Here is a 20466-nt window from a genome sequence, read left to right as displayed (position 1 = left end):
ACGATCAACAATCAGCCTGCCCTTCCGAGAAACCATCCGAGCGGCGGCAGCGACAGGCCCTCTTCCTGTAGAGCGGCCGCGGCGCCATCCGGATCGATCGCCGCGACGGCATGCATTTCCTGCGGCAACGGCCAGCTCGCCGGCTCGTCGGCGAAGTTGAAGACGCAGAGCAGCGTCTCGCCGCCGCCTTCACGGATAAAGGCAAGAACATCGCCTTCGGTATCGAGGAAGCGGATCGAGCCCGTGATCAGCGCCGGGTGCCGCTTGCGCAAGCCGAGCATCGCCCGGTAGGCGGCAAGCACCGACGCCTGCTCACCGTTCTGGATGTCAACGGCGCGGGCGCGGTGACCAGCCGGCACCGGAAGCCAGGGCTTGCCTGAGGTGAAGCCGGCATTGTCGGCCCCCGCTTCCCAGACCATCGGTGTGCGGCAGCCGTCCCTGCCCTTGATGCCCGGCCAGAAGCGGATGCCGAACGGATCGCGCAAATCCTCGAAGGCGAGTTCCGCCTCCTCCAGCCCGAGTTCCTCGCCCTGATAGAGGCAGATCGATCCGCGCAGGCAGGAGAGCAGCGCGATCGAGAATTTCGCTACCATTTCTGGGTCACCGGCCGGACGCGTCCAGCGGCTGACATGGCGCACCACGTCATGGTTGGAAAAGGCCCAACAGACCCAGCCGTCGGCAACCGCGGTCTCAAACGCCTCGACGCAGCCGCGTATGTGCGCGGCGGAGAATTGCGGGCCGAGCAGGTCGAACGTGTAGCACATCTGCAGCTTATCGCCGCCGGAGGTGTAGGCGGCGAGCGTCTGCAGCGATCGGTCTTCGTCGCCGACCTCGCCGACCGCGGCGCGGCCTCCGTACTCGTCGAGCAACGCCCGAAAGCGCCCGAGGAAAGTCAGGTTTTCCGGCTGCGTCTTGTCGAACAGATGCATTTGAAAGGCATAGGTGGTGGTGGCCTCGTTGGTGCCGGCGACACTTGCCGCCAAAGGCGGGTTGTCGCGCAGCCATTGGTCATGAAAATAGTAGTTGACCGTGTCCAGCCGGAAGCCATCGACCCCGCGCTCCAGCCAGAACCGCACCGTGTCCAGCAGCGCGTCCTGAACTTCGGGATTGTGGAAATTCAGGTCCGGCTGCGAGGCCAGGAAATTGTGCATATAGTACTGCCGGCGGGTGGCATCCCATTCCCAGGCCGGGCCGCCGAAGAGCGACAGCCAGTTGTTGGGCGCGCTGCCATCGGGCCTGGCGTCGGCCCAGACATACCAATCGGCCTTGGCATTATCCCGGCTGGCGCGACTTTCGACGAACCATTCATGCTTGTCGGAGGAATGCGACAGCACCTGGTCGATGATGATCTTAAGCCCGAGCCGGTGCGCTTCGGCGATCAGCGCGTCGAAATCCTCGAGGCTACCGAACATCGGATCGACGTCCTGATAGTCGGATACGTCGTAGCCCATGTCGGCCATCGGCGACTTGAAGAAGGGCGACAGCCAGACGGCGTCGACGCCAAGCGATGCGACATGCTCCAAACGGATGGTGATGCCGCGCAGGTCGCCGCTGCCGTCGCCCGTCGTATCCTGGAAGGAGCGCGGGTAGATCTGGTAGATGACACAGCCGCGCCACCATTCGGCATTTCTGTCAGCCATCATAAATCCTTCCCGGCGCGCGCCTGCCCGGCCTTGCGCTCAGTCATGAAAATCACCGTCCGCCCCGGCACCAGCCGCGCGATGTCGGCGGCGCCGGCCTGGGCCTCGATCGCTGGAACCCATCGAAATCCCTCACGCTCGGGCAGCGTGAACATCGATTGGCGGCGGTCGCCATTGACGATGACGGCAAAGCGGCAATCGCGCTCGCCGGCGCCGAGCAGCATGACCAGGCGATGCCGCCGCGGATCGTGCCAGTCCACCTCGCTTAGCGGTGCTCCCGTCTCGGTCAGCCAGGCGACGTCGGGAAAGTCCGAACCCGCCAGCGGCTCTCCGGTCAGAAAATCTGTGCTGGAAAGCACTGGCGCGGCGCGGCGCATTGCGGCAAGCGCCGACGCATGGCGTTCCAGCGCCAGGTCGCGTCCGCCCCAGTCGAGCCAGGTGATCTCATTATCCTGGGCATAGGCGTTGTTGTTGCCCTTTTGCGTGCGGCCGAATTCGTCGCCCGCCGTCAGCATGATCGTGCCGCGCGAGGCAAACAGCGTGGCGAGCAGCGCGCAGCGGTCGTCGAAACGGGCTTCGGCAATCGCCACGTCCGACGTCTCGCCTTCGACACCGTTGTTCCACGACAGGTTCTCGTTGTGGCCGTCGCGGTTCTGCTCGCCATTGGCCGCGTTGTGCTTGCGCTCGTAAGCGACGAGGTCGGCCACCGTCATGCCGTCATGCGCGGCGATGAAGTTGACCGTGCGACTCAGCGGCTGATCTGCCTTGGCGAAGACATCGGACGAGCCGGCGAGCCTTGTCGCCAGCGCGCCGACCATGCCGGCGTCGCCGCGCCAGAAACGCCTGACATCGTCGCGGTATTTGTCGTTCCATTCAAGGAATGACGGCGGAAAATTGCCGAGCTGATAGCCGTCCGGGCCAATGTCCCAGGGCTCCGATATAAGCACCCTATCTGCGAGAACGGGATCGTCGGCGATGGCCTTGAGCAGCGGCGCGGCCGGGTCGAACACGCCGTCGACCCGGCCGAGAATGGGTGCGAGATCGAAGCGGAAACCATCAACCCCGGCATGGCGGACGAAGTGACGGAGCGTGTCCAGCACCAACTCCGCGACGATCGGGTGGTCGCAGGCAACCGTATTGCCGGTGCCGGTGTCGTTCACCAGCCTGCCGTCCGGCTCTTGCCGGTAATAAGCGCGGTTGTCGAGGCCGCGCAGCGACAGCGTCGGGCCGAGCCGGTCGCTTTCTCCGGTGTGGTTGAAGACGAGGTCGAGGATGATGCCGATGCCGGCTTTGCGCAGTGCTGCGACCGTGTCGCGCAATTCGGCCAGGCCGCCGGGCGCCAGGCGCGGGTCGAGCGCCATGAAGGTGACGGGATTGTAGCCCCAGGCGTTGCTGAGCCCGAGCGGCGGCAAATGCCGCTCGTCGATCGAGGCCGTGACCGGCATCAGTTCGACGGCGGAGACGCCGAGCTTTTGCAGATACTCGATCATTGCAGGATGGGCAAGGGCCGCAATCGTACCGCGCTGTCTCTCGGGGATATCCGGATGCAGCATGGTAAAGGCGCGCACCGGCACCTCATAGACCAGGCCGCCGGGCCGAAACAGCGGCGGCAAAATGGGCAGCGGCTTCGGCAAGGTTTTCGCCACGGCCTTCGGCATCAACGATGCCGTGTCGGCGCCTTCGTTGCGCCGCGCGGAGAGCCGCCAATGGTGCGCATAGGGCCGGTCGATCTCGATAGCGTAGGGGTCGACGAGCAACTTCTCCGGATCAAACCACAAGCCGCGCTCGGGCGCATAGTCGCCATCGCCGCGAAAGCCATATCGCGTGCCGGCGCCAAGGCCGGCGACGAACAGCGCATGCACCCCCTCACCTTCCGGCTGGAGCTCGAGCCGATCGGTTTCACGGTTTCCAGTCTCGTCGAAGATCGAGACCCAGAGGCGTCTTGCCGACGACGACCAGGCGGCGAAGCGAATGCCCTCGCGGCTGACGGTTGCGCCGAGCTGGCTCATGTGCACGCCTCCCGACCCTGTGGGGCGGGTCGCGAGTGGGCTTCTCCCCTTGTGGGAGAAGGTGGATCGGCGCGCAGCGCCGAGACGGATGAGGAGTGCTGGAAGGAACGAGGCATCGGTGATTTGAACGCAGGCCAAGCTGGAGCACCCCTCATCCGACCGAGCTTCGCTCGGCCACCTTCTCCCACAAGGGGAGAAGGTGGAGCCCCGCGACGCAGGCCGAACTCAGGCGACCGGCAATCCGCCAGCCTCAAGTAATCACGCTCGGCTTGTTGCGGCCGGTGTGGCTCTTGATCCCGGCGATGTCATCGGCGGCCGCTATCAGATTGGCAAGCGCCTCCTGGGTGTCCAGATCGTGCCTCGCCTTGTCCGGCTCGTAGCGCTCGATATAGACGCGCAGCGTCGCGCCCGAGGTGCCGGTGCCGGACAAGCGGAAGACGACGCGCGAGCCGCCCTCGAACAGCACCCTGATGCCCTGGTTCTTGCTCACCGATCCGTCGACCGGATCGTGGTAGGCGAAATCGTCGGCGCTGGCGATGGTCATGCCGCGCACACTGGTGCCCGGCAGCGAGCCAAGCTTGGCGCGCAACTCGTCGACCAGCTTGTTGGCGCGATCCGTCTCGACCTCCTCATAGTCGTGGCGCGAGTAGTAATTGCGGCCGTAGGTCGCCCAGTGCTCGGTGACGATCTGCTTTGCGCTCTCGCCGCGTACGGCCAGGATGTTCAGCCACAGCAGCACCGCCCACAGCCCGTCCTTCTCGCGCACATGGTTGGACCCGGTGCCGGCGCTTTCCTCGCCGCAGATCGTCGCCATGTCGGCATCGAGCAGATTGCCGAAGAACTTCCAGCCGGTCGGCGTCTCGTAGATGCCGATGCCAAGCTTTTCGGCAACGCGGTCGGCCGCACCGCTTGTCGGCATCGAGCGTGCGATGCCCTTGAGGCCTTCCTTGTAGCCCGGCGCCAGATGCGCGTTGGCGGCAAGCATGGCCACCGAATCCGATGGCGTGACGAAGATGCCCTTGCCGATGATCAGATTGCGGTCGCCATCGCCATCGGAGGCAGCGCCGAAATCCGGCGCGTCCGGTCCCATCATCTCGTCATAGAGGTGCTTTGCATGGACCAGGTTGGGGTCGGGGTGATGGCCGCCGAAATCCGGCAAGGGCTTGAAGTTGCGGCAGGTGCCGTTGGGAGCGCCGAGCCGACGTTCGAGGATCTCCTTGGCATAGGGGCCGGTGACCGCGTGCATGGCGTCGAAGCGCATGCGAAAACCGTATTTGAAATTGGCGCGGATGGCGTCGAAGTCGAACAGGCTTTCCATGAGCTCGGCATAATCGGTGACCGGGTCGATGATCTCGACGGCCATGCCGTCCGCCTTGACGGTACCGATCTTGTCGATGTCGATCGGCCCGATATCGGCGATCTTGAAGCTCGCGATCGTCTTGGTCTTTTCGAAGATCAGGTCGGTCAGCTTTTCCGGCGCTGGGCCGCCATTGCCGGCATTGTACTTGATGCCGAAATCCTCGTGCGGGCCGCCCGGATTGTGGCTGGCCGACAGGATGATGCCGCCGAAGGTCTTGTATTTGCGGATGACGTGCGAGGCGGCAGGCGTCGACAATATGCCGCCCTGCCCGACCATCACCTTGCCGAAACCGCTGGCGGCGGCCATGGCGATGGCCTTCTGGATGACCTCGCGGTTGTAGAAGCGGCCGTCGCCGCCGATCACCAGCGTCTTGCGCTCAAATCCCTCCAGTGCGTCGAAGATCGACTGGATGAAGTTCTCGGCATAATGCTCCTGCTGGAACACCGGCACCTTCTTGCGCAGGCCGGAGGTGCCGGGCTTCTGGTCGAGATAAGGTTTGGTGGCGACGGTTCTGATCATGCCTCAGGCAGCCCTTTTCGATAGCAGCAAGCGATAGAGTTCGACGTATTTTTCGGCGCTCTTGTCCCACGAGACATCGGCCTTCATGCCCTGGCGTTGGATCGATTGCCAGGTTGCAGCGCTGGCATGAGCGTCGACCAGCCGGCGGATGGCGTGCAGCAGCGCGCCGGCATTGTTCGGCGCAAACTGGAAGCCGGTCGCCACGCCGGCCGAAATCGCCGCTTCATTGGCGTCGATGATGGTGTCGGCAAGGCCGCCGGTGCGGGCGACGATGGGCACGCAGCCATAGCGCAGGCCGTAGAGCTGGGTCAGCCCGCAAGGCTCGAAGCGCGACGGGATGATGATCGCGTCGCAGCCGCCCTGCATGGTGTGAGAGAGCCCCTCGTCATAGCCGACGACGACGCCGATGCGGCCACGATGACGGGCGGCGGCGGCGAGCAGCGCGCCTTCGAGGCCGGCATCGCCAGAGCCCAGGATCGCCAGCCGCGCGCCTGCCGCGACGACGCCGTCAACGACCGCAGCCAGTATGTCCATGCCCTTCTGCCACGTCAGCCGGCTGACGACGCAGACGATCGGGCTGTCGTCGCGCTCGAGGCTGAAGCGGTCCTCGACCGCCGTCCGGTTGGCGCGGCGCGCCTCAAGCGTCGCGGCCGAATAGTTGGACACCAGATGCTTGTCGGTTTCCGGGTTCCAGATGTCGACATCGATGCCGTTGACGATGCCGTAGAGATCGGTGGAGCGCATGTTGATCAAGCCGTCGAGACCCATGCCGAATTCGGCCGAACGGATCTCCTGCGCATAGGTCGGGCTCACCGTGGTGATCGCCCAGGCAGCCTGCAGGCCGGCCTTGAGGAAGCCGACGCCGCCATAGTACTCGACGCCGTCGAGCGCCATCGCCACGGCCGGCAGGCCAAGCTCGCCGAAGATGCCGGCGCCGAACTGGCCCTGGAAGGCGAGATTGTGCACGGTGATCAGCGACGGTATGCCAACCGCCTTGCCGTAACGCATATAGGCCAGCGTCATCGCCGACTGCCAGTCATGGGCATGCACGATGTCGGGCTGGTAGCCGGAGATGGCGCCGCCGGCAATGTCGCCGCCGGCCTGGCTCAAGGCGGCGAAGCGCCGCCAATTGTCTGGCCAGTCGGCGCCCGTCGCATTGCCGTAGGGGCCGCCCGGACGGTCGAACAGATGCGGCGCGTCGAGCACGAACAGATCGAGCCCGGCGATCTGGACGGCATGGACGGAAGCCTTGCCGCCCTGCAGCAGCGGATATTGATAGACGGCCTTCTTTTTCTTGAAGGCGCCCATGACAACGGGATAGCCGGGAATGAGCGTGCGCATGGCAACGCCCTTGTCCGCCAGCGCAATGGGCAGCGCGCCGGTCACGTCGGCAAGCCCGCCGGTCTTGATCAGCGGAAAGATCTCGGGCGTGACCGACAGAACCTGCATGCGCTAAAATCCGATCCTGCCTATAGCTTCAGCTTGTCGATCATGTCCTGCGTAACAAGGCAGATGCCCTTTTCCGAAACGCGGAAACGCTTGGCGTCGAGCACGGGATCTTCGCCGACCACCAGCCCTTCCGGTATCCTTACGCCGTGATCGATGACCACGCGCTTCAACTTTGCGTTCCGGCCGACATGAACGTCGGGCAGCATGACGACTTCTTCCAGCGTCGAATAGGAATTGATGCGAGCGCCGGTGAAGATCAGGCTGCGCTTCAGCGAAGCGCCCGAGACGATGCAATCGCCCGACACCAGCGAGGACACGGCCGAGCCGCGGCGGCCATCCTCGTCGTGCACGAACTTTGCCGGCGGCTTCAATTCGGCATAGGTCCAGATTGGCCAGTCGCGGTCGTAGAGGTCGAGCTCCGGCGTCACGTCGGTGAGGTCGATATTGGCTTCCCAATAGGCATCGACGGTTCCGACATCGCGCCAATAGGCCTCGTTCTCGGCGGTCGAGCGCACGCAGGATTTGGCGAAGCGGTGGGCGATCGCCTTGCCGTTCTGGACGATGTAGGGGATGATGTCTTTGCCGAAGTCGCGGCTCGAGCCTGCCTCGGCGGCGTCGCGACGCAATTGCTCCATCAGGAACTTGGTCTTGAAGACATAGATGCCCATCGAGGCCAGGGCGAATTCCGGCTTGTCGGGAATGCCGGGCGGGTCGGCGGGCTTTTCGACGAAAGCGATGATGTTGTCCTTGGCGTCGACATGCATGACGCCGAAGCCGGTCGCTTCCATGCGCGGCACTTCGAGGCAGCCGACGGTGACGTCGGCGTTGGCGTCGACGTGCTGGCGCAGCATCAACTCGTAGTCCATCTTGTAGATGTGGTCGCCGGCGAGGATCACCATGTATTCGGGGCCGTAGGCCTCGATGATGTCGATGTTCTGATAGACGGCGTCGGCGGTGCCTTCATACCACTGCGTTTCCGAAACGCGCTGGCTGGCCGGCAGGATGTCGAAGCTCTCGTTTCGCTCTGGGCGCAGGAAGTTCCAGCCGCGCTGCAGATGGCGGATCAGCGAATGCGCCTTGTACTGGGTGGCGACACCGAGGCGGCGAATGCCTGAGTTGAGTGCGTTGGAGAGCGCGAAATCGATGATGCGCGTCTTGCCGCCGAAATAGACCGCGGGCTTGGCGCGCCGGTCGGTCAATTCCTTGAGGCGGCTGCCGCGCCCGCCGGCCAGCACATAGGCCATGGCGTCGCGTGCCAGCGGCTGGGTTCGTTTCGTGTCTGCCATTTTTACCCTCCCAAGTCACTCAGTCTGAAACATCGCTCAGGCCGGAGCAAATTCGAACATGATCGTCGACAGCGGCGGCAACAGCATCGTCGCCGATATGCCGCCTCCTTCCGCCCGCGCCTCGACCTCGCCGCCATTGCCCGTGCCCGAACCGCCATAGTCCGAAGCATCCGTGTTCATGATTTCGCGCCATTTTCCGGCCCGCGGCAACGGCACGCGGTAATTGTCGCGCGGCACCGGCGTGAAGTTGGAAATGACGGCGATTGGGTTGCCATCGGGCGCACTGCGCAGCCAGGCAAAGACCGAGTTGGCGCTGTCGTCGACGATCAACCACGAGAACCCCTCCGGCTCGCAGTCGCGCGCATGCAGCGCCGGACGCGAACGGTAGAGATAGTTGAGGTCGCGCACCGTCTGCCAGACACCGCGATGCAGCCGGAAATCGAGCAGGTTCCAGTCGAGCGCGCGCGCCTCGCTCCACTCGCGGCGCTGGGCGAATTCCTGGCCCATGAACAAGAGCTTCTTGCCGGGATAGCCCCACATGAAGGCGTAGTAGGCGCGCAGCGTCGCGAATTTTTGCCAGTCGTCGCCGGCCATCTTGCCGAGCAGCGTGCCCTTGCCGTGCACGACCTCGTCATGGGAGAGCGGCAGCACGAAATTCTCGGAGAAGGCGTAGACCAGACCGAAGGTGATGTCGTTGTGGTGATGCTTGCGGAAGATCGGCTCCTTGGAGAAATACTCCAGCGTGTCGTGCATGAAGCCCATGTTCCACTTGAAGCCGAAGCCCAGGCCGCCTTCATGCACCGGCTGCGACACCTTCGGCCATGAGGTCGATTCCTCGGCGATGGTCATCACGCCGGGATGATGGCCATAGATCTCCTTGTTCATTTTCTGCAGGAAGCTGACCGCTTCGAGATTCTCACGCCCGCCTTTCTCGTTGGGGATCCACTCGCCGGCCTTGCGCGAATAGTCGAGGTAGAGCATCGAGGCCACCGCATCGACGCGAAGACCGTCGACATGGTATTTCTCGGCCCAGAACAGCGCGTTGTTGACGAGGAACGACACCACCTCGCGGCGGCCAAAATTATAGATCGCCGTGTTCCAGTCGGGATGAAAACCCTTGCGCGGGTCGGCATGCTCGTAGAGCGCGGTGCCGTCGAAATTGGCCAGCCCATGCGCGTCGACCGGGAAATGCGCCGGCACCCAGTCGAGGATCACGCCGATGCCGGCGCGGTGGGCGCCGTCGACGAAACGGGCAAAACCATCAGGATCGCCGAAGCGGGCCGACGGCGCGTAGAGGCCGGTCGTCTGGTAGCCCCATGACGGATCATAGGGATGCTCGGAGATCGGCATGAATTCGATATGGGTGAAACCAGTTTCGGCGACATAAGGGATCAGCCGGTCGGCCAGTTCGTCCCATGACAGGAAGGTGCCGTCGTCGCGCAGTTGCCACGAGCCGGCATGGACTTCGTAGATCGAAATCGCTTCGCGGCGGGGATCGGCGTTGCGCCAGAAATTGCGGTGCGCTTCGTCGCCCCATTCGTGCGCCGGCGGCACCGCCGTCACCGAAGCGGTGGCCGGGCGCAACTCGGACTTGAAGGCGAACGGATCGGCCTTGAGCGGCAGGCGCACGCCATCGGGCGCGATGATCTCGTATTTGTAGGGCCGGCCGGCGCCGATGTCGGGAATGAACAGTTCCCAAATGCCGGTGTCGCGGCGGTCGCGCATCGTATGCCTGCGACCGTCCCATTCGTTGAAGTCGCCGACCACCGAGACGCGCCGCGCATTGGGCGCCCAGACGGCGAAATGCACGCCCGACGCGCCCTCATGGTCGATGAGATGAGCGCCGAGCTTGTCGAACAGCCTGAGGTGCGATCCCTGGGCGATGTAGTAATCGTCCAGCGGGCCGAGCACCGGACCGAAGGAATAGGGATCGGTCAGCCACCAGTCACCGCCGGCATTCCTGGCGTGATAGCGCAGCGGCTGGCGTTTATTGAGCGACAGCTTGCCCTCGAAGAAGCCGCCGTCGTCGCGCCGGGACAGTTCGCCGGCATTCTTGCCGGTCAGCGTGTAGGCGGTGACGAACTCGGCATGCGGCACAAAGCAGCGGGCGACAAAGCCCTTGCCTGCCTCATGTACGCCCAGCACCGCGAATGGATCGCCATGCGTGCCGGCGACAATCGCCGCGACATCGCTGGCTGGCGCCAGTCCGTTCGGCCCGCTGGTCGCAGCGGTCGCGCGCGGTTTCCTCATCAGGCGGTGTCCCTCCCAGGGAGCTGGACCACATTGTTCGTGGTCTCATGCAATCATATCAGGCGGGCACGTTCCAGATGTCTTTCGCATATTGGCGGATCGTGCGATCGGACGAGAACCAGCCGACGCGAGCGACATTGCGGATCGCCCGCGCGTACCAGTCGGGACTGTTACGCCAGACGGTGTCGACGTCGCGCTGGGTGGCGGCATAGGTGTCGAAGTCGGCCGCCACCATGAACCAGTCGCTGCCATAAAGGCCGTTGATCAACTCGCGATAGCGCTCGGGATCGTCAGGCGAAAAGACGCCCGACGAGATGGCGGCGAGCGCTTGTGACAGTTCCGGCGATGCCTCGATCACCGCGCGTGGATCGTAGCCGTTGTTGCGCCGCTCGGCGACCTCGGCGGTGGTCAGGCCGAAAATGAAGATGTTGTCGTCGCCGACGCAGTCCTTGATTTCGACATTGGCGCCGTCGAGCGTACCGATGGTCAGCGCGCCGTTCAGCGCGAACTTCATGTTGCCGGTGCCGGAAGCTTCCATGCCGGCGGTCGAGATCTGCTCGGAAAGGTCGGCAGCCGGCATCAGGATCTCGGCCAGGCTGACATTGTAGTTCGGCACGAACACCACTTTCAGCAAGCCACGCACCGCCGGGTCGCGGTTGATGACCCTGGCGACGTCGTTGGCGAGTTTGATGATCAGCTTGGCGTTGTGGTAGCTGGGTGCCGCCTTGCCGCCGAAAAATTTCACGCGCGGCATCCAGTCGCGCTCGGGGTGCGAGCGGATCTGGTCGTAGAGGGCGACCGCTTCCAGGATGTTGAGCAGCTGGCGCTTGTATTCGTGGATGCGCTTGACCTGGATGTCGAACAGTGCCGAGGGATCGAGCTTGATGCCGAGCCGGTCGGCGACCAGATTGGCGAGCTTGGCCTTGTTCGCCCGCTTGACGGCGGCGAACTTGTCACGGAAGGCCGCATCGTCAGCAAAAGCGTCAAGCCCCTTAATCGCATCGATGTCATCGAGGAAACGGTCGCCGATCGCCTCGCGGGTGAGCGCGGTGAGGCCGGGATTGCACTGGATCAGCCAGCGCCTTGGCGTGATGCCGTTGGTCTTGTTGTTGATACGACCAGGATAGAGGTTGTGGAGATCGGCGAAGACCGTCTCCTTCATCAATTCGGTGTGCAGCGCCGAAACGCCGTTGATCGAGTGCGAGCCGACAAAGGCGAGGTTGCCCATGCGCACGCGGCGGTCGCCGTTTTCCTGGATCAGCGAGATGCGGCTGATCTGGTCGCCCGAGAACTTGTTGGTGGCGCGCGCCTCCAGAAGCACCTCGGCGTTGATGGCGTAGACGATCTGCATGTGGCGCGGCAGCAGCCGCTCGAACAGCGGCACAGGCCAGCTTTCCAGTGCCTCGGGCAGCAGCGTGTGGTTGGTGTAGCCGAAAGTGCGCTTGGTGATGTCCCAGGCCTGGTCGAAATCCATGCCGTGGACATCCATCAGGAGGCGCATCAGTTCCGGCACGGCGATGGCCGGATGGGTGTCGTTCAAATGGATCGCCGCCTTGTCGGGCAGCGACTGCAGATCGCCATACTGGCTGAGATGACGCTGGAGAATGTCCTGCAGCGAGGCGGTGGAGAAGAAATACTCCTGCCGCAGCCGCAGTTCCTGCCCGGCCTTGTGGGAATCGGCCGGATAGAGCACGCGCGACAGGGCATCGGCCTTGTTGCTTTCGGCAAGCGCGCCGATGTGGTCGCCGGCATTGAACTTGTCGAGCAGGATCGGATCGATCGGCATGCCGGACCACAGGCGCAGCGTGTTGACGCGGTTGGCTCGCCAGCCGACGACCGGCGTATCGTAGGCGACAGCCAGCACATGCTCGGTCGGTTTCCAGACGTGGCGCTCGAGCCGGCCGTCCTTCGAGGTGATCGACTCCACCGAGCCACCGAAGCCGACCTCGAAGGAGCGTTCGCGGCGCTCGAACTCCCAGGGGTTGCCGTGGTCGAGCCAGGTTTCGGGCAGCTCTACCTGCCAGCCGTCGTGTACCTCCTGGCGGAACATGCCGTTGGCATAGCGTATGCCGTAGCCGTGCGCGGGAATGTCGACGGTGGCCATGCTTTCCATGAAGCAGGCGGCAAGCCGGCCGAGGCCGCCATTGCCAAGTGCTGCATCCGGTTCGAGCCCGGCGATGAGGTCGAGGTCGACGCCGAGAGACTTGAGCGCCTCGCGCATATTGTCCATCAGGCCGAGATTGGAGAAGGCATCGCGCATCAGGCGGCCGATGAGGAATTCCAGCGACAGATAGTAGACGCGCTTTTCCTGCTGGGCGTAGGCCTCCTGCGTCGCCTGCATCCAGTGATCGACGATGCGGTCGCGCACGACCTTGATCGAAGCAGTGAGCCAGTCGTACTGCGTAGCGACGTTGGTGCCCTTGCCGACCCTGTATTTGAGGGCCAGCAAGACTTCGTCGGCGAGCGTCTTGGGGTCGGGGATTTCGAGGACGGGGGCTTCGGATGTCATCGTACGCGTCATAATGCCTCTCGTGATCGTGCCGCGATCATACCGGCTTTCACCGCTACTCCCAGCCCATCCTAGTGCATTGCAGCATATGTTCAATCGATTTAGATCGGGACGCCACCCGGTTCACCTGCGGCAATTTTACCCGTCGAGGCAGATCAGGCCGCCAGCGCGTCCTCCGGCGGCTTCTTTGCGCCGGTCATGAGGGCCACGGCATCCGACATGGAAATCAGCTTCGGGTCGACGACGCAAAGGCGTCGGCCGAGCCGGTGGATGTGGATGCGGTCCGCGACCTCGAAGACATGCGGCATGTTGTGCGAGATGAGCACGATCGGCAGGCCGCGCTTCTTGACGTCGAGGATCAGTTCCAGCACGCGGCGGCTCTCCTTGACGCCAAGGGCAGCCGTCGGCTCGTCCATGATCACCACGCGACTGCCGAAGGCAGCAGCGCGCGCCACCGCCACGCCCTGGCGCTGGCCGCCCGACAGCGTTTCCACCGCCTGGCTGATGTTCTGGATGGTCATCAGGCCGAGTTCGGTCAGCTTGTCGCGGGCGCGTTTTTCCATGGCCGGACGGTCGAGCATGCGGAACCAGCTGCCAAGCGGGCCCGGCTTGCGGATCTCGCGACCGAGGAACATGTTGTCGGCGATCGACAGTGCCGGCGACAGCGCCAGGTTCTGATAGACGGTCTCGATGCCGGCTTCGCGGGCCTCCATCGGCGACTTGAAAGCAACGGGTTTGCCTTCAAGCCGGATTTCACCTTCGTCGGGCACGGCCGCGCCGGAAATCGCCTTGATGAGCGATGACTTGCCGGCGCCGTTGTCGCCGATGACGGCCAGGATTTCACCCGGATAGAGGTCGAAATCGGCATTGTCGAGGGCGGTGACGCGGCCATAGCGCTTGACCAGACCGCGCGCGGTGAGGATGGGTTCCTGGGTCATGGTTATGCCGAAACCTTTCTGATCCATTGATCGATCGCCACGGCGCCGATGATCAGCACGCCGGTGAGCAGCACTTTCCATTGCGGATCGGCGCCGAGCATGTTGAGACCCATCGAGACGACGCCGACGATCATGGCGCCGAACAGCGTGCCGAGGATCGAGCCGCGTCCGCCGAACAGAGAAATGCCACCGATCACCGTCGCGGTGATGGCCTGCAGATTGTAGTCGGTGACGGCGGCGGAGGGCGAGATCGAGCCATTGCGGCCGATCGAGACCCAGGCCGCGAAGGCGGCGATCAGCCCGGCAAGGGCGTAGACCGTCATCAGCACCTTCTTGGTCTGGATGCCCGACAGTTTCGCGGCCTCCTGATCGTCGCCGACGGCATAGACATGACGGCCCCAGGCCGTGTGGTTGAGCACGTACCAGAGGACCATCACCAGCACGACCATGGCAATGACGCCGAGCGTCAGCACGGCCGTGCCAACCTTGAAACTCAGGGCAAACAAATGCAGCAGCGGCGCCTGGACGTCGACATCCGTGTCGCGGATCGTCTCGTTGGCCGAATAGATGAAGTTGGTGGCCATGACGATGTTCCAGGTACCAAGCGTCACGATGAAAGGCGGCAGCTTCATGTAGGCGACCAGCACCCCGTTGAGCAGCCCGCAGGCGCCACCGGCGGCAAGGCCGATGGTTACCGCGAGCACCGCCGGCATGCCGTAGGTGACCGCGCAATTGCCCATGATGACGGCCGAAATCACCATGATGACGCCGACCGACAGGTCGATGCCGGCGGTCAGGATGACCAGCGTCTGCGCCGCGCCGAGAATGCCGACGATGGCGATCTGCTGCAGGATCAGCGTCAGCGTATAGGATGAAAAGAAGCGTCCGCCGATGGTGATACCGAAAATGATGATCGACAGGACCAGCACGATCAGCGGCACCGCGGCCGGCGTGGAATGCAGGAAATGCTGGGCGCGTTTGACGGCAGATTTATGCTCGTCAAAGGCGGCAACGCTTGTGTCGCTGCCCGAGAGGACCTTCTCGAATTCCTGAGCTTGAGCCATGTTTTCTCCCCTGGGCTTCGGCCACATGCCGACGCGCGTCCACGCCTTTCCGGTCTGCTGCCGGGATTATTCGCGTTTACAGTGATACATCGTCCACCTGATGCGGCCGGGGATCAAGCCCCCGACCGCACGGTTTATTAGCCGGTCAGGCCAGCATCAGCCCCAGCACTTGGCGAGGCCTTCCTTGGTGTCGATGGACTTCACGCCGTTGGCCGGCTTGTCGGTGACGAGGTTGACGCCGGTGTCGAAGAAGTTCTTGCCTTCGGTCGGCTTCGGCTTGGTGCCGTCCTTGGCGAAAGCGGCGATCGCCTCGATGCCGAGCGCCGCCATCTGCAGCGGATATTGCTGCGAGGTGGCGCCGATCACGCCTTCGGTCACCGACTTCACGCCGGGGCAGCCGCCGTCGACCGAGACGATCAGCACCTGGCTTTCGAGACCGACAGCCTTGAGCGCCTGGTAGGCGCCGACAGCGGCTGGCTCGTTGATGGTGTGGATGACGTTGATGGTGTTGTCCTTCTGCAGAAGGTTCTCCATCGCCTTGCGGCCACCCTCTTCGTTGCCGTTCGTCACGTCATGGCCGACGATGCGCGGATCGTCCTCGTCGCCGATCTTGTTGGGGTCCTTCACGTCGATGCCGTAGCCCATCATGAAGCCCTGGTCGCGCAGCACGTCCACAGTCGGCTGCGACGGCGTCAGGTCGAGGAAGCCGATCTTGGCGTCCTTGGCCTTGTCGCCGAGTGTCGCGGCGGCCCAGGCGCCGATCAGCTTGCCGGCTTCCAGATTGTCCGTGGCGAAGGTCGCGTCGGCCGCATCGATCGGATCAAGCGGGGTGTCGAGCGCGATCACCAGCAGGCCGGCGTCACGTGCCTTCTTCACCGTCGGCACGATGCCCTTGGTGTCTGAAGCGGTGATCAGAATGCCCTTGGCACCGTCTGCGATGCAGCTCTCGATCGCCGCCACCTGGCTCTCGCTGTCGCCGTCGATCTTGCCGGCGTAGGTCTTGAGATCGACGCCGAGTTCCTTGGCCTTGGCGGCGGCACCTTCCTTCATCTTGACGAAGAAGGGATTGGTGTCGGTCTTGGTGATCAGGCAGGCGCCGACACCGGCGGCCGATGCCGTCGAGGCAAATGCCATCAGGCCGAGTCCGGCCGCGGCAAACACGGTGGATTTCAACAGTTTCGACTTGGTCACGATCTTCCTCCCATGGGAACCATTCAGGATGCCGGCCAACCGGCATCTCAAGCGCATCCAACGATATTCTCCCAGCGTGGACGCCGGAACAACAGACACCAGTCCGCGCGGTGTGTCAATAATTAAATCACTCTTATTTATTATTGACACACTTGCCTCGTTCGCTCATTCTGGCCCAAAAGCAGTGTGGGGAAACGACGGGAGGAACAAGGGTGGAGACCGGCATTGCGAGGCACGGTTCGCCCGAGGCAGCCGAGAGTCGTCTGCACCGTGGCACCAACCAGAGCGGCATGCGCGACCACAATGAGCGGCTGGTGCTGTCGCTCGTGCGCCAGCATGGCAGCCTGGCCAAATCCGACATAGCGCGCATGACCGGCCTTTCGGCGCAGACCGTCTCGGTGATCATGCGCGAACTGGAGGAAGACAGCCTGCTCGTGCGCCAGGCACCGCTGCGCGGCAAGATCGGCCAACCCTCGATTCCCATGGCGCTCAATCCCGAAGGCGCCTTCTTCATCGGCCTCAAGATCGGCCGCCGCAGCGCCGAGCTGGTGCTGATCGACTTCCTCGGCACTGTGCGCTCGATGCTGCAGCACTCCTACCGCTATCCAGCGCCGCGCGAGACGGTGGAATTCGTCAGCGCCGGCATGAAGACGATGCGCGGCGAACTGACGACGGCGCAGGACAAGCGCATTGCCGGGCTCGGCATCGCCATGCCGTTCGAACTGTGGAACTGGGCCGACACGGCGGGTGCGCCGCGCGAGATCATGGACGAATGGCGCCATCGCGACATCCGCGCCGACATCCAGGCGCAGTGCGATTTTCCGGTCTATCTGCAGAACGACGCCACTTCGGCCTGTGGCGCCGAGCTCGTCTTCGGCCAGGCGGCGGCGCGCGACTTCGTCTATTTCTACATCGGCGCCTTTGCTGGCGGCGGCATCGTGCTCAACGGCCGGCTCTTCGGTGGACCGACCGGCAACGCCGGCGCGCTGGGTTCGATGCCGGTGCCGGGGCCGGATGGCAAGCCGACGCAGTTGATCGACGTCGCCTCTATCGCCATTCTGGAAAAGGCACTCAACGCGCGCGGCGTCGAGGCCTCGCATCTGTGGACCTCGCCGCAGGACTGGGGCGACATCGGCGACCAACTCGACACGTGGATCGCCACCGCCTCCCAGGCTCTCGCCTATGCCATCGTCGCGGCATCCTCGGTGATCGATTTCGAAGCGGCGGTGATCGACGGCTGGATGCCACTCACCGTACGGCGCCGTCTCGTCGATGCCGTCATCGAGGCGATCGGCATGATCGACGGCGAAGGCCTCAAGCTTCCCGCCGTGCGCGAAGGGACCGTCGGCATCCATGCGCGGGCGCTGGGCGGCGCCAGCCTGCCGCTGTCCGAGCGTTTCCTGATCGGCTCGACCACGATTTCCAGGAGCACCTGAATGCTGATCGGCATCCCGGCGCTGCTCGGCCCGGAGCTTCTGGCGACATTGCGCGCCATGGGCCACGGCGACGAGATCGCGCTTGTCGACGGAAACTACCCGGCAGAGGAACAGGCGAACCGGCTGATCCGCGCCGACGGTCATCATCTGGTTCCGGTGCTCGAGGCCATATTGAGCGTATTGCCGGTGGACGATGCCGTGCCGGAAGCGCTGTTTCGCGCCTCGGTCAAGGGCGACCCGGCGCTGGCAGATCCGGTTCATCATGAGATCGAGGCGGTCTGCGCCAGGTGCGTGCCGGGCCGCAAGGTGGTTGCGCTGGCCGGGCCCGACTTCTATTCACGGGTCAAGGCCGCGCACGCGATCGTGGCGACCAGCGAACCCAGGCTCTACGCCAACATCATCATCCGCAAGGGCGTGATCTATCCGCCGGAGACCAAGAAACAATGATCCTCTGCTGCGGCGAAGCCCTGATCGACATGCTGCCGCGCACGACGACCGAGGGCGAGCCGGCCTTTGCGCCCTATGTCGGCGGCGCGGTGTTCAACACGGCCATCGCGCTCGGCCGGCTGGGCGCGCCCGCGGGCTTCTTTTCCGGCCTGTCGTCCGACCTGTTCGGCGGCCAGTTCCGGGAGGCGCTGGGGGCAAGCAAGGTCAGCTCGACCTACGCGCACACCTCGCCCCGCCCGACGACGCTTGCCTTCGTGCGCCTGAACAACGGCCAGGCGACCTACACCTTCTATGACGAAAACACCGCTGGACGCATGCTGACCATCGAGGATCTGCCGGAACTCGGCGCCGAGATCGAGGCCATGCTGTTCGGCGCCATCAGCCTGATCTCGGAGCCGGCCGGATCGGCCTATGAGGAGTTCATGCGGCGCGAGCAAGAGCGCCGCGTCATGATGCTCGACCCCAACATCCGGCCGAATTTCATCCCCGACAAGGCCAAGCACCTCAGGCGCATTCGCTCGATGATGGCGATGGCCGACATCGTAAAGTTGTCGGACGAAGACCTGAACTGGTTCGGCGAAGCCGGCTCGCATGAGGACGTCATCCGCAATTGGCTCGATCGCGGGCCGAAGCTGATCGTCGTCACCCATGGCAGCGAAGGCGCTGTCGGCTACAGCCGGGAGCACAAGGTTACGGTCATGCCTCAGAAAGTCACGGTGGTCGACACGGTCGGCGCCGGCGACACCTTCAACGCCGGCATCCTCGCCTCGCTGCACGAACAGGGCCTGCTCACCAAGGCGGCGATCGGCGGCCTGCCCGAGGACGCGATCCGCCAGGCGCTGGCGCTCGGCGCCAAGGCCGCGGCGGTAACCGTATCGCGGGCCGGCGCCAATCCGCCCTGGCGGCATGAAATCGCCTGATCCGTTGTCCATCTGGCCGGAAAGCCGCTCCGCGGGCCGATCACTTTATGTTTCCAAGGCGCGAAGATGGCCCCTGATCGCGTTCCGTGAAGGCCGGATTTCCGGCATCTTCCGGCAATGCACTTCATATCGGCGGTAACAAGCTGCGACACCTACGCAGGTCGCAGTTTGGCCGGCCCGGCTTTCTCGGCTGGCCCAAGTCTGGTACCAGCGGCCGGTTAAGTTGTTGTTTCTGTGGGTGTCGTTGTCCCAAAACTGTTGCATGAGTCTGGGCGACACACACCAACCCGTTTGAGGCCGACATGCAATTCATCGATCTTGGCGCGCAGCGCGAACGAATCCGCGACCGGCTGAAAGCCGCGATCGACCATGTCGTCGAGGATGGCCGCTACATCCTCGGGCCTCAGGTCACCGAATTCGAGAACAAGCTCGCCGCCTATGTCGGCACCAAGCATGTCGTGGCTTGCGCCAACGGCACCGACGCGCTGCTGCTGCCACTGTTTGCCGCCGGCATCGGGCCGGGCGATGCCGTGTTCGTGCCGAGCTTCACCTTTGCCGCGACGGCGGAAGTGGTGGCGCTGGCCAAGGCCGAGCCGGTGTTCGTCGACGTCGATCCCGAGACCTACAACATCGACATCGCCAGCCTCGAAGCGGCGATCGCCATGATCAAGAAGGAAGGCCGGTTGAAGCCGAAGGCGATCATTCCGGTCGACCTGTTCGGGCTCGCCGCCGACTACGAGGCGATCATGGCGATCGCCAACCGTGAAGGGCTGCTGGTGATCGAGGATGCCGCCCAGTCGATGGGCGGCTCGCTCGACGACAAGATGTGCGGCGCGTTCGGCCATGTCGGCTCGACCAGCTTCTATCCGGCGAAGCCGCTCGGCTGCTATGGCGACGGCGGCGCGATGTTCACCAATGATGACGCGATGGCCGACAAGCTCCGCTCCTTCGCCTTCCACGGCAAGGGCGAGACGCAGTACGACAATGTCCGCGTCGGCATCAATTCGCGGCTCGACACGCTGCAGGCGGCGATCCTGATCGAGAAGCTCGCCATCCTCGAGGATGAGATGGTTGCCCGGCAAGCGGTGGCCAAGCGCTACGCCGAGGGCCTAGGCGACATCGTCAAGGCATCGCGCAACCTTGATGGCAGCCGCTCGGCCTGGGCGCAATATGCCATCGAAACGCCGAAGCGCGACGGGCTGAAGGCGCATCTGGGCGAAAAGGGCATCCCCTCGGTAATCTATTACGTGAAGCCGCTGCACAGCCAGATCGCCTATCGCGACTATCCGCGCACGCCGACCGGCCTTGCCGTTTCGGAGGAACTGCCGAAGCGCATCCTGTGCCTGCCGATGCATCCCTATCTCAGCGAAGCCGATCAGGACCGGATCATCGAGACGATCCGCAACTATATCGGCTCGAATTCGGCGCACGTCGCCGCGGCCTAACCT

14 protein-coding genes are annotated in these 20466 nt (G+C 64.0%); 4 read left to right on the top strand and 10 right to left on the bottom strand.

Features of this window, described 5'->3' with window-relative positions; all coding sequences use genetic code 11:
• Positions 1 to 11: 11 nt before the first annotated feature.
• From bglA to D3227_RS29590, 10 genes are all read right to left on the bottom strand, one after another.
• Positions 12 to 1640: a beta-galactosidase BglA gene (gene bglA, locus D3227_RS29635; RefSeq protein WP_120017771.1), complete on the bottom strand. Its 1629-nt coding sequence runs from the start codon at positions 1638 to 1640 to the stop codon at positions 12 to 14.
• The gene (gene glgX / locus D3227_RS29630) at positions 1640 to 3649 is read right to left on the bottom strand and encodes a glycogen debranching protein GlgX (RefSeq protein ID WP_120017770.1); all 2010 of its coding nucleotides are present in this window, start codon (positions 3647 to 3649) and stop codon (positions 1640 to 1642) included. Before glgX ends, bglA begins: the two co-directional genes overlap by 1 nt.
• 250 nt (positions 3650 to 3899) lie before the next feature.
• Positions 3900 to 5528, bottom strand: a complete 1629-nt coding sequence (locus D3227_RS29625; protein WP_120017769.1) for an alpha-D-glucose phosphate-specific phosphoglucomutase — start codon at positions 5526 to 5528, stop codon at positions 3900 to 3902.
• A gap of 3 nt (positions 5529 to 5531) precedes the next feature.
• Positions 5532 to 6977, bottom strand: coding sequence for a glycogen synthase GlgA (gene glgA, locus D3227_RS29620; protein WP_120017768.1), 1446 nt, complete (start codon positions 6975 to 6977; stop codon positions 5532 to 5534).
• Between the two features lie 20 nt (positions 6978 to 6997).
• Positions 6998 to 8263, bottom strand: coding sequence for a glucose-1-phosphate adenylyltransferase (gene glgC / locus D3227_RS29615; protein WP_120017767.1), 1266 nt, complete (start codon positions 8261 to 8263; stop codon positions 6998 to 7000).
• Between the two features lie 36 nt (positions 8264 to 8299).
• Positions 8300 to 10513, bottom strand: coding sequence for a 1,4-alpha-glucan branching protein GlgB (gene glgB / locus D3227_RS29610; RefSeq protein ID WP_120017766.1), 2214 nt, complete (start codon positions 10511 to 10513; stop codon positions 8300 to 8302).
• Between the two features lie 58 nt (positions 10514 to 10571).
• Positions 10572 to 13034 carry a glycogen/starch/alpha-glucan phosphorylase gene (locus tag D3227_RS29605; RefSeq protein WP_120017765.1) on the bottom strand — a complete coding sequence of 821 codons (2463 nt, stop codon included), beginning with the start codon at positions 13032 to 13034 and terminating at the stop codon, positions 10572 to 10574.
• Positions 13035 to 13177: 143 nt separating this feature from the next.
• The gene (locus tag D3227_RS29600) at positions 13178 to 13960 is read right to left on the bottom strand and encodes an ATP-binding cassette domain-containing protein (RefSeq protein WP_167480906.1); all 783 of its coding nucleotides are present in this window, start codon (positions 13958 to 13960) and stop codon (positions 13178 to 13180) included.
• A 2-nt stretch (positions 13961 to 13962) separates the two neighbouring features.
• Positions 13963 to 15024, bottom strand: a complete 1062-nt coding sequence (locus D3227_RS29595; protein WP_120017764.1) for an ABC transporter permease — start codon at positions 15022 to 15024, stop codon at positions 13963 to 13965.
• Between the two features lie 156 nt (positions 15025 to 15180).
• Positions 15181 to 16158: a substrate-binding domain-containing protein gene (locus D3227_RS29590; RefSeq protein WP_167480905.1), complete on the bottom strand. Its 978-nt coding sequence runs from the start codon at positions 16156 to 16158 to the stop codon at positions 15181 to 15183.
• 269 nt (positions 16159 to 16427) lie between these two features.
• On the opposite strand from D3227_RS29590, the gene D3227_RS29585 reads away from it, so the two are divergent.
• The 4 genes from D3227_RS29585 (at position 16428) to D3227_RS29570 (ending at position 20463) form a co-directional block, all read left to right on the top strand.
• Entirely contained in the window at positions 16428 to 17651 is a 1224-nt protein-coding gene (locus tag D3227_RS29585; protein ID WP_120017763.1) for an ROK family transcriptional regulator, read from the top strand.
• Positions 17652 to 18098 carry an RbsD/FucU family protein gene (locus D3227_RS29580; RefSeq protein ID WP_120017762.1) on the top strand — a complete coding sequence of 149 codons (447 nt, stop codon included), beginning with the start codon at positions 17652 to 17654 and terminating at the stop codon, positions 18096 to 18098.
• Positions 18095 to 19018: a carbohydrate kinase family protein gene (locus D3227_RS29575; RefSeq protein ID WP_120017761.1), complete on the top strand. Its 924-nt coding sequence runs from the start codon at positions 18095 to 18097 to the stop codon at positions 19016 to 19018. The genes D3227_RS29580 and D3227_RS29575 overlap by 4 nt, the downstream gene beginning before the upstream one ends.
• Before the next feature lie 302 nt (positions 19019 to 19320).
• A complete protein-coding gene (locus tag D3227_RS29570) occupies positions 19321 to 20463 on the top strand; it encodes a DegT/DnrJ/EryC1/StrS family aminotransferase (RefSeq protein ID WP_120017760.1) in 1143 nt (380 codons plus the stop codon).
• Positions 20464 to 20466 lie beyond the last annotated feature (3 nt).

It is taken from the genome of Mesorhizobium waimense (assembly GCF_003601975.1).
Taxonomy (GTDB): domain Bacteria; phylum Pseudomonadota; class Alphaproteobacteria; order Rhizobiales; family Rhizobiaceae; genus Mesorhizobium; species Mesorhizobium waimense.
This window is presented reverse-complemented; position numbering and strand designations above follow the sequence as displayed.